The sequence below is a fragment of the Achromobacter sp. Marseille-Q4954 genome (genome assembly GCF_943737025.1).
GTDB classification, from domain to species: Bacteria; Pseudomonadota; Gammaproteobacteria; order Burkholderiales; family Burkholderiaceae_B; genus Achromobacter; species Achromobacter bronchisepticus_A.
On sequence record NZ_CALSFQ010000001.1, the window covers coordinates 3,211,975 to 3,224,884 of the forward strand.

The window sequence follows — 12,910 nt, forward strand, 5'->3', positions numbered from 1 at the left end:
CGATGGGATCATGCCTGCGCGAGCAGGCGGGGCGCATCCTGGCAGTCTTCCGTGGTGGCCCGGGCTTTGAGGACGTGCTTGAGTACCTTGCCGGTGGCGGTACGCGGCAGGTCGTCCACCACGAACATGCGTTCCGGGAATTTCTGGCGAGCCAGCCTGGCGCTTTCCAGATAGGCCAGCAGGCCGGGAAAATCCAATTCGCGTCCGGGCCGCAGGACCACGTAGGCGCAGGGTGTTTCTCCCATCCTGGCATGGGGAAACGCGACCACCGCGGCCTCCTGGATGGCTGGATGCTGATGCAGGAGATCTTCGATCTCCTTGGGACTGATATTCTCGCCTCCGCGGATGATCAGATCCTTCATGCGGCCGGTGACGGTGATGTAGCCGTTCTCGTCGATGTAGCCGAGATCGCCAGTGTGGAAATAGCCGTCCGCGTCGAAGGCTGCTTCGGTATCGCTCGGATCGGTGTAGCCCAGCATCACTTCCGGTCCTCGGGCCGTGATTTCGCCGGCCAGGCCAGTCGCGAGCGGCACGCCGCTAGCCGGATCCACGATGCGGACTTCATGGTTGAAAATCAGGCCGTCGGTCTTGGCGCCCCACTCCGCAGGGTCGCCCTGGGCGATGCCGAGCGAAATGGTGGGCGCCTCGCTGCTTCCGTAAATGCGGAACGTCTTGCAGTTCGGCAATACGGCATAGGCCCGTTTGACTACCTCGGGCGGCACGGGGGCGCCGCCGCTGCCATAGAGCCGCAGGGAGGGCAGTTGGATGCCGCGCCGGTCGACTTCGGCCACCAGCTCGACCAGGAAGGGCGTCGCGCCTATGCTGAACGACGCCTGGTGCCGCTGGATTGCGTCCAGCGCGGCGCTCGCCTCCCAGCGCTCCATCAGCACCGTTTTTGTTCCTTGCAGAAAGGGCAGCTCCAGCGCATACAGATAGCCCGTGATATGGGTAACGGGAGACGGCATGAGCAGCACATCGTCCCTGGACAACCCCCAGAAGTCGGTGACGGCCTGGACTTCGGCGCGGAGGGTATTGTGGCTATGCAGAACGCCCTTGGGGTTCCCGGTGGTGCCAGAGGTGTACAGCAAGAGTTTGACGGCGTCGGGATCGGCGCGGGTGAATGGTTCCAGGGGAGCGGGGCGGTCTACCCAGGAAGCATACGAGGCGACCCCGTCCGCTTCGGCTCGAACCAGGACTACGTGTTCCAGGTGAGGCAGATTCGGGCGCAGCCGCTGGATCATTTCAAGGTAGTCGATGCTGCGGAAGCGATCGGGAATGAACAGGACCCTGGCCTTTGAATTGGCAAGGATGAAACTGAGTTCCGCGTCGCGGTAGATAGGGACGATAGGATTGCAGACGAACCTGCCGATGGCGCAGGCCAGATTGATGACCAGGGTTTCGCGCCAGTTCGGCAGTTGGAAGCTGACGACGCTGCCAGGCTGCAGGCCATGGTCGCGCAGCGTCGCCGCGAGGCGCAGCGCTTGATTCCATAGCTGCTGAAACGTCAGTCCGCCGGAATCGTCCGCCACGGCGGTCCGGTCCGGGTAGTCGCGTGCGCACTGGCCCGCGCTCTCGGCCAGGGGGATGTTCTGCCATCGTCCGTCGCCCGCATACCGAGCCGCCATGTCCGGGCCGAGTCGTGTCTGCCAGCCACTCCCGTCTGTGTGCATTTCTGTCTCCCGCATCGTTTTTCGCCGGCGCCCGTCTGCGTGGACGGGGCCGTGCCGTGGGTGTTCAGGTCAAGCCGCCACGCACCAGCTTCATATAGGTTTCGACCACCGACTCCGGCAGGGTCGCGCCCGCGTCGCCCGCCGCTTCCGCGTCCTTGACATAGCGCAGGTAGAGATAGCTGCGTGCCGCCATGAACATGTAGGCCAGGGTTTCCAGTTCCTGTTCCCGATAGTTGACGATCTCTCCGGCCTGGACTCCTCTGGAGAGGGCTTCGACGTAGTGCTGCGTGATCAGCTTGAAGTGCGCCAGGTACGCGACCGGCGCGGCGATTTCGGCCTCATTGAGGATACGGAAGAATCCTGGACGCTCCTGCAGAAACTTAAAAAACGCGCGGAATCCTCTTTCTTCCATGTCCAGCACGTTCGCCGCGCCCTTTACCTGGTTGCGGATGAAGATCAACATGTCCTGGCCGACATGGGGCAGGAGCTCGTCGAACAGCGCCTGGCGCGATTCGAAGTAAAGATAGAACGTGCCTTGCGCGATTCCCGCGGCTTCGGTAATGCGGTTGATGGAAGCATCGCCGTAGCCGTGTTTTCCAACAACCTGCGCCGCAGCGCTGAAGATAGCCGCCCTGGTTTCTTCGGCCCGTTCGTCGCGGGTTTGCTTTTTTCGGGGACGGCTCTTGGGGCCGGCGGAAAGCGGCGCGGAAGGCGCCGATGCCGATTTACTCGGGTTGCGTACAGTCATGGAGCATCATCAGTGTGTGAAAAGTTCAGACCGCCAGATAGCGGTCGGCAATTTCAGGGTGGGCGTCGAAGTGATTCCAATCGCCCTCGAATACGATTCTGCCAGTATCTATCACGAATACGTAGTCGGTACACCGTCGCGAGAACCACAGGTTCTGTTCCGCCAGCAGCAGCGCGGCGCCTTGCTGCTGGCGGGCCCGATTAACCTGCTCGGCCATTTGCTGGACCAGCAAGGGGGCGACGCCTTCCGTGGGCTCGTCCAGCAGCATGCACTTCGGTCGCGACATCAAGGCTCGCGCGACCGCCAGAATTTGCTGCTGTCCGCCGCTGAGTTGGTTTCCCATGCGCGTGCGCAGCTCGGCAAGCGCTGGAAAGAGTCCGTAGGCCTCCTGTAGCGGGAGAGTGCCTCGCGGACCGCTGGCATGCCGCGCCAGCAGCAGATTTTCTTCCACCGTCAGGTGGCTGAATATCCTGCGGTCTTCCGGTACCAGCGCCAGCCCGGAACGCGCGCGCGCATGCGTGCCGATCTGCCTGAGGTCGCCGCCCATGAATCGCAGCGTGCCATCGACGGTAGGGCCGCCGCCCACGATGCTCTTGAGCAAAGTCGTCTTGCCCGCGCCGTTGCGGCCCAGCAGGGCGACTCCCTGGCCGGCTGCGACCTCGATGCCGACGCCGTCGAGAACGAGGCTGTCCCCGTAGCGTGCGCGCAGGTTTTTCACTTCAAGCACTTTGCACCTCATGGCCCAGGTAGATTTCCCTGACTTCGGGGGAGGAACGCACGTCCTCGGGCGTTCCGCTGGCAATGATCTCGCCGTAGTTCAGCACGGTGATGCGGTCGGCCAGCGAAAAGACGACGTCCATGTCGTGCTCGGTCAGCAGGACCGAGATTCCGCGTTCCCGCACCACCGATTTAATGGTTTTCACCGTAGCCGCCCTGTCTGGCGGAGACATGCCGGCCATCGGCTCGTCGAGCATCAGTAGCTTGGGCCGCAGCGCAAGGCTCATCGCGAGTTCCAGGCGCTTCCGATCGCCGTAGGCCAGCACCCCAGAGACGTGATTGCGCTGTGAGGCCAGGCCCATTTTCTCCAGGGCGTCCAGGGCTTCGTCATAGACATCGGCGGCGGGCGCTATCCGCAAGCTGAAGCCGCCACCGGCACCCTGATGGCGGCGGCTCGCCTCGATGGCGACCACCATGTTGTCCAGTACGGTGTCTTCGCCGAAGACGCGGGCGACCTGGAAGGTCCGCCCCACGCCCAGGCGCACGCGTTGGTATCCGTCGATGCCTTCGACCCTCATGCCCTCAATCGAGATTTCGCCCGCATCTGGCAGAAGTTCGCCGCTCAAGGTCTTGAACAAGGTGGTCTTGCCCGCGCCATTGGGCCCGATGACGACGTGCGTTTCGCCCTGTTGCATGCGCAGTGTCACATCCTTCAGGACAGAAATGCTGCCGTAAGCCTTGTAGAGCCCGCGCGCGTCGAGTATGTGCGTAGTCACGATGTCTGTCCTTGAATCTTCGATTCGGAGCTGCCGTTGGCGGATGTCCCGCGCCGGCCAGCCGCGAGCAGCCGCTGCGCGCCGCCGATGACGCCGCCCGGGAACGCCAGCACCACGAGCAACAGCACCGCGCCTATCAGGATTTCGGAAAGACCGACGATGTTGCGGGTCATGTGTTCGAGCCCGATGAAGATCACCGCCCCGGCGACGGGCCCCCAGAAGTAGGCGACTCCGCCCACCAAGCAAAACAGAATGGGCAGGGCGGAATATCCCCAGTGCGCAATTTCCGGCGTGAGCAGCTGGGCCGCCGGCGCGTACAGGCCGCCGGCCAGGCCGGCGAAGGCGCCGCTGGCCACAAAGGCCGAGAATCGCATGGCGTGGACATTGATGCCAAGAAAGCGCACCCGCTCGGCATCCTGGCGGATGGCCGCCAGCAGCCTGCCGTAGCGGTTGTGCCAAAGAATGTACAGAATCAGCGCGAGGAAAGAGACGCAGACCAGTGTGACGTAGTAGAGATTGTTGCCTTGCGCGAGGTCGAGTCTGAACAGGCCAAAGTCCATCACCGGCCGCTTGATGCCTGTCATGCCATCCTCGCGGCCCAGGAGGTCGGATTTCGAGATCAGGATGTGCACCAGTTCCGCCAATGCGAGAGTCAGGATGGCGAAGTAGATGCCGCTCGCGCGGCGCAGGGCGACGACGGCGACGGCCGCGGCGACCAGCCCTCCCGCAATGCCCGCAGCCAGCCAGGCAAGGGGGAAGGGGACCTGGGAGTAGCTCTGCAGCAGCAGGCCGGTGGTGTAGGCGCCTGCCGCGAAGTACGCCGCATGGCCGAAACTGACCAGGCCGGTCAGGCCGAAAACGAGGTTGAAGCTCAAGGCGAAGGTTGCGTTGATCAACACCACCGACGCGAGAAACACCAATCCCTTGTCCGCCCACCACGGGACGCTGGCGAACAGCCCGATCACCACCCCCGCAACCGCGAGGTCGAACGAGCGCCGGCTTGTTGTGCTGGCAAGCTGCTTCATTACCGTAGCCCCTTCAAAAGTCCTTGCGGACGCCACATCAAGATGGAAATGAGGGCGACATAGAAGAAAAGCCCCGGTACTTCCGCGAAGACGCGGTCGCCTATCGCGGTGATGAGGCCTAGGAGGACGGCGGCCAGGAAGGCGCCGCGAATGTTCCCCATGCCGCCGACGATGATCACGCCGAAGGCCTGAATGATCAGGGCGCTGCCCATGTTGGGAGACAGGCTTTGGTTGACGGACAGCAGCGCGCCGGCGACTCCAGCCAGCGCGATTCCCACAACCACGGTGCCTGTCAGCACCAGGCGCACGTTCACGCCGAGCAACGAGGCCATCCAGGGATCGACCGCGACCGACTGGACTGTTTTTCCCAGTTCGGTGCGATGCACCAGATAGTCGAGAAGTAGGAAGGCGAGCACGCCGCAGCCGATCACGAAGAGGACGAAGTTGGGCGCCAGCATGCCGGCGATCTCGGTGGCGCCGCGCAATACCGGCGGAGGCGGCACGCTCAGAAAGTCGATGCCCCAGACTACCTTGACAACTCCCTGGCAGAGCAGCAGCAGCGCGTAGGTGGCGATCAACGAATAGGATTCGCCAACGCCTCTGAGCCGCTGGAAAACCAGCTTGTCCACGGCGGCGCCCAGCACGCCCAGCGCCACGGCGCACACGATGGTGGCGAGCATGAAAGCCCAGAAGGACGGCTCTCCAAGCCTGGCCAGCAGGCTGTAGGCCAGATAGGCCCCCAGCATGACGAAGCCGCCATGTGCGAAGTTCAGGACGTGCAGGATGCCAAAAACCAGCGTCAGGCCGGCGGCGGTCAGGAAGACCGTCATGCCCCACGACAGGCCGTTGAGCGTCATCAAACCGTATTGGTCCATGATTCCCGGTCCTTTCAGACTGTCCGCAAGCTCAAGGCCTTTCCGGGAGTGGCCGGATCCATCACCGCCTCGCCGGGGATGCGAATGACGTCGACGATTTCGAAGCCGTCCGTTGCCTTGGCCGATCCGCGCAGGCGATACATGACAACGGGCTTGATGGCCTGATGGTCTTCCTTGCGGAAGCGGCGCGGACCGGTGGCGGTTTCGAACGTGACCGATTCAAGCGCGTTCAGAACCGCGCCGGTATCGGCCGAGCCAGCCGCTTGTAGCGCGCGAGCGTAGGCCATCACCGCGGCATGCCCCTCGGAAATAAAGCCCAGCGTGAGGGGATCCTTGGCGCGGCGCACGGCTTCCGCCTGGAGTTCGCGGCTGACCGGGATGTCCTCGAACGCACCCGCGTACCAGTGCGTTCCCACCCACATGTCCGGCAGATCTTGCTTCATGGCCTTGGCTACGATCAGCTCGTTGGCCGAATCCACGATCAGCTTGGCCTTCTTGAAGAATCCGAACGGTTCGGCCTGTTTGTACAGCGTCACGGCATCGCCGCCATACACGGAGATCATGAAGCCTTCGGCTGGGACGGACATGGTGGCGGTAATGGCGTTGCGATAGTCCGCGGCACCGTACTGCGTCTTGATCGGCGGGGCGATCGCGGGTTGCTTCTGGGCAAGCGCTGGATAGAACTCGCGCAGGCCGTCTTCGAAACAGCCCCAGGTGGTGCGGCCGTACTCATGATCGGGAATGACGCCGCCCCAGCGATTGACGTCCGGATAGCGTTGCGCGGCCATTTTGGCGAGGGCGCGCTGACGCATGTAGGGATTGTCCGTGACACGGAAATAGTTTCGGACAAAGCTCTCCTTGGTGAGCTTTTCGGAGTGCGCGGCGCAGGTTATCAGCAGTGTTTTCTCCTGTTCCAGGACCGCGGCGATCGCTAGGGCGACCGCACTGGATACCACGCCGCACAGCATGTTCACGCCGGAACCCGCCAACTCGCGCGCGGCGACGGTCGCCTCGGCCGGTTTGGCCTTGTCGTCCCGGATGACCAGCTCCAGTTTCCTGCCGAGAACGCCGCCCGCCTGGTTGACCTGGTCAATGGCGATCTGCGCGCCCAGAAGCATGGGCTGCCCGAGTGGCGCCTGGGCGCCGGAGAGCGATGAAATGAAGCCCAGCTTGATAGACGAATTAGCTTGCGCGAATGCGGTGCGGCTCCACAGGCTGCCGGCGCCGGCTGCGCTTGCGCCGCCCAGGGCGCCCAGCATCTTGAGGACGTTTCTGCGATCCATGTTCATGTCTCCTTTGCTTTGTTCTGTATTGTTCTGCTTTGTTGTGCGGGGCTCGCCCCAGGGAACTTCAGATCAATCAGGCCTATGTCATGCGATGCCGATGTCGCCCGCGCCTCCAAACGCGGACCAGCCGCCATCCACCGGCAGGGTTGCCCCCGTGATGAAGGATGACCATTCCGAGGACAGGTACGCCGCGGCATGCGCGATCTCCCTGGGATGGCCGAGGCGGGCCAGCGGTGTCCGCCGTTCTATCTGTCCGGTGTTCACCTTGTTTTCGCGTATCAGGGTCTCGACCAAGGGCGTGCGGATATAGCCGGGAGCGATGCAGTTCACGCGGATGCCCAGGCTGCCCCACTCGCTGGCCAGCGATCTGGTAAGCATGATTACGCCAGCCTTGGACGCGCCATAGGCGTTGCGGCGGGGAAAGCCGCCCAGGCCGACGATGGACGAGATGTTGATCATCGATCCAGAGCGGCGTTGCGCCATGTGTGCGCCCACGGCCTTGCACATGAGGTAGGTGCCGGTCAGGTCTACATCCACGATCCGCTGCCAGGATTGCGTGCTTTGCTCCAGGGTCGGGGTGTAGGTGTCGGGTATGCCGGCGCAATTCACGAGCACGTCGATGGCTCCCATGGCGGTCACGGCTTCCGCCGTGGCGCGCAGGCAGTCTTGTTCCACGCAGACGTCCGCCTGGAGCCGGGTAACGGTGTCCCGTTCCACGGCGTCGAGCGGCTGGAGGTCGGCCGAACTCACTTGCGCGCCGAGTTCCAGGAACAGATCGACCACCGCCGCTCCGATGCCGCTGGAGCCGCCGGTTACCAACACATTCTTCCCGGTCAGGTCAATTGAGGGCATGTCAGGCATTGGCTCCGGACCACTTGTAGATGTTGTTGCGCTGGACCGCGGAGGAGCCGCCGATGATGGGCAGCAGCAGGGCGTCCCGGACGTAGCGCTCCGCGTCGAAATCCTTGACGTAGCCATAGGCGCCGAAGATGGTCTGGCATTCCAGCGCGACCGAGCGGGCGGTTTCCGTGGCAAAGAGCTTCGCCATGGATGTTTCGACCCCGCAGCGCTGGTGTTCGTTGGCCATCCAGGCTGCGTGGTAGAGCACGAGGCGCGCGGCGTGCAGTTGCGTCTTCATGTCGGCCAGCTTGTGCTGAATGGACTGGTAGTGGTTGATGGTCTTGCCGAATTGCTGGCGTTCGCCCGCGTAGGCCCATGCATCGTCGAGCGCGGCCCGGGCGACGCCGATGCCGATGGCGGCGACTTCGAGTTTTTCCACGTCCAGTCCCGAACCCACGATCATCTGCCAGCCGTTATTCCAGCCGGCCTCGCCGCCCATCACATTCTCGAATGGCACCTCCACGTCCTCGAAGATCACGTCCGTGGTCGCGGCTCCTTTCATGCCCAACCCTTCGATGGGCGTGATCGTCACGCCTTTGGTGTCGGGCGGGATCATGATCATGGACAGATTCTTGTAGCGCTCGCCCTCGTTGCCGGAGCGCACCAGCGCGTAGATGTAGTCCGATATCGCCGCGCCCGAGCAGAAGCGCTTGGCGCCGTTGATCCGCACGGAGTCCCCCACACGTTCGGCGCGGGTCTTGACGCTGGCCAGGTCGGCGCCGGCATCCGGTTCCGTCCAGCCGTAGGCAAAGACGAGGGTACCGTCCACGACCTTGGGCAGAAGTTCGGTCTTCTGCGCCTCGGTGGCGCATTCGACCAGATTCATGCCCGCATAGCAGGCGCTCATGATGTAGGGCACCGATACCGCCAGGCTGCGCCTGGACAGTTCTTCGATGACAACCATGGTGGCGAGGATGTCGCGGCCCGCGCCGCCATACGCTTCGGGTACGGTGAGTCCCATGACGCCGAGGCGCGCGAGTTTGTCGAAGACCTCGCGCGGGAAGTGGTTGCGCTTGTCCCAGTCGGCGGCGGCGCCGCGCGGCATTTCCTTCTCGACGAACCGCTCGAGCGTATCGCGCAACTGCCGGATGTGGTCGGGTTCCGTGAAGTTCATCAGTGGTTCTCTACTTTCCAGAGAAGACCGGGATGCGCTTCTCGCGGAAGGCGTTTACAGCTTCTTGATGGTCCTGGGTGGCACTGGAGAGCGCCTCGTAGGCCAAGGAGGCGTCCAAGATCGTGTGCGCCAGTTGCTTCAGTCCGATGTTTGCGGACATCTTGGTCCATCGGATGGCCTTGGTCGCTCCCGCCGCCAGCCTGTCGGCGAACTGTTCGACGCGTTGCTCCAGGTCCGCCGCGGGCACCACGTGATTGATCAGGCCGATACGCGCCGCTTCGGTCGCTGTCATCAGGTCGCCCGTCATCAGGTATTCCTTGGCGCGCGCATAGCCGATCAGCTGCGGCCAGATCACGGCGCCGCCGTCGCCGGCCACGTAGCCGACACTGACGTGCGGATCGCCGATCTTCGCGGCGTCCGAGGCGAAGATCACGTCGCAGAACAGCGCGAGCGTGGCTCCAAGTCCTGCCGCGTGCCCATTCACTTTCGCGATGACGGGCTTTTCGCAATCCAGCAACGAGAACACGATCTGCTTGCCTTCGCGGGCCGTCTTTTCGAATGCGCCGGGCTGGTCGATCATTTTCTGCAGCCAGGCCATATCGCCGCCAGAAGAAAAGGCCCGGCCCGCTCCCGTCAGGATCACGACGTCACATTCCGGGTCGGCGGAAACATCGACGAAGACCCGGGCCAGTTCTTCGTGCATGGCCTCGTCGACCGCATTGAGCTTCTCGGGCCGGTTCATCGTGATTTCCAGGACGCGCTTGCGGCGTTCGAACGTCAAGCTCTTGTACTCAGCAAAGTTCATCTAGACCTCGTTTGGAGTAGCAGGAGACGCCAGGTGTCTCTTGCTTGGGGGGGGCGCCTGGAATAGCCGGCGCACGCGCTGCGTTGCGGCTAGCCGTTAGGCGGTTGACTCATTCTGGCAAAAAATGAACGATGAGTCATTATTCATTTTTGTTTTTTTGATGAGTGTTTTCCCTAGGGGCGCGCCGGCGCGGGCCAGACGTCTCCTTGCCGCTGCGGTATGCCCGGCACGGCGCTTTTAGCGCCTGATTCGCTTGTTCCGTGATTTACGCGGCCGACCAGACCGCCACGCGATTCCGTCCCGAATTCTTCGCCCGGTACAAGGCCTCATCGGCCTTTGCCATGACCTTGTCGATGTCGGCATCATCCGATGGCCACAGCGCGATGCCGATGGACACCGTGACATTTCCCACCGCCTGCGGCATGGTGTGGTCCGCCGTCGCCGCCCGGATGCGTCCGGCCACCCTTTCCGCCGTGTCGCGCGAGGCGTTGGGCATCAGGATCAGGAACTCTTCGCCGCCGACGCGACACGGCGCGTCTTCTGCCCGCACACAGGTCTTGAGGATGGCGGCCAGCGCGATCAGCACCTGATCGCCGGCCGCGTGCCCGTAGGTGTCGTTCACGCGCTTGAAGTGGTCCAGGTCTAGCGCGAGCGCGGCGAAAGGCTGCCGGGTCTGGCGCAGCGTGGCGATCTGCAGCGCCAGGCCCCTGCGGTTGAAGAGGCCCGTCATCGGATCGGTGATGGTGTCCGTGTTCAGCTTATCGAGGCGCCGGGTCTGGGAGCTTTGGCTCATCGTCACGGCGTTCCGGAGGCGGGCCGCCTCGTAGTACCAGCCCTTGATCCGGTGCAGGTCGCCAGCCGACGCGCCGGGCTGATCCCGTTCGATGACCTGGGCCAGCTCCTCCAGCGGCCGCGAGATCCAGCGGCCCAGCAGGTAGATGGCCAGGAACATGATCAGCCCCACCGGCAAGGCGTAGAGCACGATCCTGCTGGTCAGGCTTTGCAGCGGGCGCAGCGTTTCGTCCAGCGGGCGTTGCGCCACGACACCCCAGCCGGCGTTCTTGAGCGCGGCGTAGCCGGCCAACAGGTGCGCGCCGCGGGTGTTGACCACGGGCATCGCACCGGTCTCGCCCCGCAGCACGGCTTCGACCACGGCATTGCTTCTTTCGCTGGTGCCGATGCGATCCTTGTCCTTGTGGTAGATGATGGTGCCGTCGCCATCGACGACATACAGGTAGGAGCCGTCGCGGTAGAAGTGCTCGCCCACGAGTTTGTCGAACTCGTTGCCCTGCCGAAGGTAGATGGCCGCGAGGATGGTGCCGGCATGGTTGCCCTTGGCATCACGGAAAGGTTCGGAGAACGCCAGTATCAGCCGGCCCTCCATGCCCACGTAGGGCGTGGATATGTGGCCCTTCAGATGTTGGGCGCCTGTGGTCAGTTGCTGGCGTACCAGCGTCCTGCCTTCGAAGCCCGCGTCGGCGGGAGCGGTGGCGAGGATGGTGCCGCTACTGTCTGCGATGGCGGCCGTCATGACGCCGTCGGTCTGCTGCACCAGGCGCGCGAGCTCGTCTTCCATGGCGGGTTTCGAACCCAGCAGGCCAGGCGCCCGCTCGGCGGACAGGAGCAATTGCCGCTGTATGGATTCGATGTAGATGTCGGTGACTTCCGCCAGCTTGATCGCGTAGGCCCGGTTGGCCTCGAGGGTGTTGGCGATCAGCTGCTCGCGCTGCACCAGGTAGGCCGCGTACAGCGTGTTGACGAAGGCGATGAGTCCGCTCGCGAGCGCCAGCACGGTGACAAGGCGGCGCAGCTTCAGTCTGGGCATCGCGGCAGTGGTCAATGCGGAGCTCCTTCAATCATTCACTCTGACCATTGAATCGGGGCCTTCCGCGCTTGGCCAAGCCTGGGCGCGTGTAGAACTTCAGTTTTGCGGCAAGCCTGCGGCAAGTCAAGAATCGCGTGAACGGGCGCCCGCGGATAGCGCTTCGATCAGGTGCTCGATGAAGGCGGCCGTCGCCTCGGGCAAGCGGGCGTGGCTGGCGGTCTGCACCTGCAGCGTGCGTTCGGCGAAGACGGCTTGCTGCAAGGACACGGCCACCAGCGCGCCGCTGCGCAGCGGCTCGGCGAGTGTGATCTCGCCAGCCAGCGTGACAGCATGGCCGGCCTCGACGATGGCGCGGATGACCGATGACGAGTTGCTCGAATAGGCGATGTCGAAAGGCGGCCCGTCGTTGCCTGCCGCCGAGCTGTCGAACAACAGGCGCACGGTGGTGCCGGAGTCGGTCAGCGCGATCGGGTAGCGTCGCAGGTCGTCCAGGGACACGCTGGCGCGTTTGGCAAGAGGATGGCCCGGGACCATGATGGCGCGAACGGGCGAGACGATTTCGTAGCGCACGGCGATGCCGTTGCCCGCGTTCAGGCTGAAGGCCAGGCCCACGTCGATGCTGTTGTCGCGCAGGCGTTGCGTCACGACGCCGGGCGAAGCGATGTGTACCTGGAACGCCACATCGGGATGCAGGGCGCGGTACGCGCCCAGGATGGGCGGCAGCACGTTGCGCGCCACGGCTTCGTTGGAGCCTATGCGGATGGTGGTCAGCTCCGCGTGACGCAGGCTGCGGATATCGCGCAGCACGTGCTCGGCATCCATGGCGACGCGGCGCGCATAGTCGGCCAGCATTTCGCCGGCGCGGGTCAGCTCCATGCCGTGAGGCCGGCGTTCGAACAGCGCCGCGCCGCAGTCATCCTCCAGTTTGGCGACTTGCCGGCTGATTGCCGAAGGCGCCACGTGGAGGGTGGCCGCGGCGTCCTTGATGCTGCCTGCGCGTACGACTTCCAGGAAATAGCGGTGCGCGGTGCTGAGCATATTGATTCTCAAAATGGCAATTGGCGTGCTAATTATTGATATTGATTGCCGCAAAGGCAATTCCTAGAATGGGCCGGTCAGGGCCGCCAGGACACATGGGCAACAGACCCGGCCGACGGCTCTTCAACCAA

Annotated in this window: 12 protein-coding genes; all 12 read right to left on the reverse strand. The window is 63.8% G+C overall.

All coding sequences use genetic code 11. The features are described 5' to 3' along the window. Positions 1–8: 8 nt before the first annotated feature. The 12 genes from NGK62_RS15075 to NGK62_RS15130 all read right to left on the reverse strand — a co-directional run bounded on the left by NGK62_RS15075 (position 9) and on the right by NGK62_RS15130 (position 12,779). Positions 9–1,670, reverse strand: coding sequence for an AMP-binding protein (locus NGK62_RS15075; RefSeq protein ID WP_251878942.1), 1,662 nt, complete (start codon positions 1,668–1,670; stop codon positions 9–11). Between the two features lie 64 nt (positions 1,671–1,734). Beyond that, positions 1,735–2,418 (reverse strand): TetR/AcrR family transcriptional regulator, encoded by a 684-nt coding sequence (locus tag NGK62_RS15080; RefSeq protein ID WP_118931518.1) that lies wholly within the window; start codon positions 2,416–2,418, stop codon positions 1,735–1,737. 25 nt (positions 2,419–2,443) lie between these two features. Beyond that, complete coding sequence (locus tag NGK62_RS15085) at positions 2,444–3,145, reverse strand: ABC transporter ATP-binding protein (protein WP_059373883.1); 702 nt, start codon at positions 3,143–3,145, stop codon at positions 2,444–2,446. Beyond that, positions 3,138–3,911 (reverse strand): ABC transporter ATP-binding protein, encoded by a 774-nt coding sequence (locus NGK62_RS15090; protein ID WP_251878945.1) that lies wholly within the window; start codon positions 3,909–3,911, stop codon positions 3,138–3,140. Before NGK62_RS15090 ends, NGK62_RS15085 begins: the two co-directional genes overlap by 8 nt. Further along, positions 3,908–4,936 carry a branched-chain amino acid ABC transporter permease gene (locus NGK62_RS15095; RefSeq protein ID WP_118931519.1) on the reverse strand — a complete coding sequence of 343 codons (1,029 nt, stop codon included), beginning with the start codon at positions 4,934–4,936 and terminating at the stop codon, positions 3,908–3,910. The genes NGK62_RS15090 and NGK62_RS15095 overlap by 4 nt, the downstream gene beginning before the upstream one ends. Then, entirely contained in the window at positions 4,936–5,811 is an 876-nt protein-coding gene (locus tag NGK62_RS15100; RefSeq protein WP_118931520.1) for a branched-chain amino acid ABC transporter permease, read from the reverse strand. Before NGK62_RS15100 ends, NGK62_RS15095 begins: the two co-directional genes overlap by 1 nt. Positions 5,812–5,825: 14 nt before the next feature. After that, the gene (locus tag NGK62_RS15105; protein ID WP_353506918.1) at positions 5,826–7,100 is read right to left on the reverse strand and encodes an ABC transporter substrate-binding protein; all 1,275 of its coding nucleotides are present in this window, start codon (positions 7,098–7,100) and stop codon (positions 5,826–5,828) included. A gap of 81 nt (positions 7,101–7,181) precedes the next feature. Continuing rightward, positions 7,182–7,949, reverse strand: a complete 768-nt coding sequence (locus NGK62_RS15110; protein WP_251878950.1) for an SDR family NAD(P)-dependent oxidoreductase — start codon at positions 7,947–7,949, stop codon at positions 7,182–7,184. Position 7,950: 1 nt separating this feature from the next. Next, on the reverse strand, positions 7,951–9,111 hold the full coding sequence (locus tag NGK62_RS15115; protein ID WP_059373877.1) for an acyl-CoA dehydrogenase family protein: 1,161 nt from the start codon (positions 9,109–9,111) through the stop codon (positions 7,951–7,953). A gap of 10 nt (positions 9,112–9,121) precedes the next feature. Beyond that, on the reverse strand, positions 9,122–9,916 hold the full coding sequence (locus tag NGK62_RS15120) for an enoyl-CoA hydratase/isomerase family protein (protein WP_059373876.1): 795 nt from the start codon (positions 9,914–9,916) through the stop codon (positions 9,122–9,124). A 265-nt stretch (positions 9,917–10,181) separates the two neighbouring features. Next, the gene (locus NGK62_RS15125; protein ID WP_251878954.1) at positions 10,182–11,756 is read right to left on the reverse strand and encodes a GGDEF domain-containing protein; all 1,575 of its coding nucleotides are present in this window, start codon (positions 11,754–11,756) and stop codon (positions 10,182–10,184) included. A 108-nt stretch (positions 11,757–11,864) separates the two neighbouring features. After that, complete coding sequence (locus NGK62_RS15130; protein ID WP_059373874.1) at positions 11,865–12,779, reverse strand: LysR family transcriptional regulator; 915 nt, start codon at positions 12,777–12,779, stop codon at positions 11,865–11,867. Between the last annotated feature and the right edge of the window lie 131 nt (positions 12,780–12,910).

Coding starts and splice junctions, on each gene's coding strand:
- NGK62_RS15075 (WP_251878942.1), bottom strand. CDS start 1,670: ATGCACACAGACGGGAGTGGCTGGCAGACACGACTCGGCCCGGACATG.
- NGK62_RS15130 (WP_059373874.1), bottom strand. CDS start 12,779: ATGCTCAGCACCGCGCACCGCTATTTCCTGGAAGTCGTACGCGCAGGC.
- NGK62_RS15100 (WP_118931520.1), bottom strand. CDS start 5,811: ATGGACCAATACGGTTTGATGACGCTCAACGGCCTGTCGTGGGGCATG.
- NGK62_RS15105 (WP_353506918.1), bottom strand. CDS start 7,100: ATGAACATGGATCGCAGAAACGTCCTCAAGATGCTGGGCGCCCTGGGC.
- NGK62_RS15110 (WP_251878950.1), bottom strand. CDS start 7,949: ATGCCCTCAATTGACCTGACCGGGAAGAATGTGTTGGTAACCGGCGGC.
- NGK62_RS15115 (WP_059373877.1), bottom strand. CDS start 9,111: ATGAACTTCACGGAACCCGACCACATCCGGCAGTTGCGCGATACGCTC.
- NGK62_RS15080 (WP_118931518.1), bottom strand. CDS start 2,418: ATGACTGTACGCAACCCGAGTAAATCGGCATCGGCGCCTTCCGCGCCG.
- NGK62_RS15120 (WP_059373876.1), bottom strand. CDS start 9,916: ATGAACTTTGCTGAGTACAAGAGCTTGACGTTCGAACGCCGCAAGCGC.
- NGK62_RS15095 (WP_118931519.1), bottom strand. CDS start 4,936: ATGAAGCAGCTTGCCAGCACAACAAGCCGGCGCTCGTTCGACCTCGCG.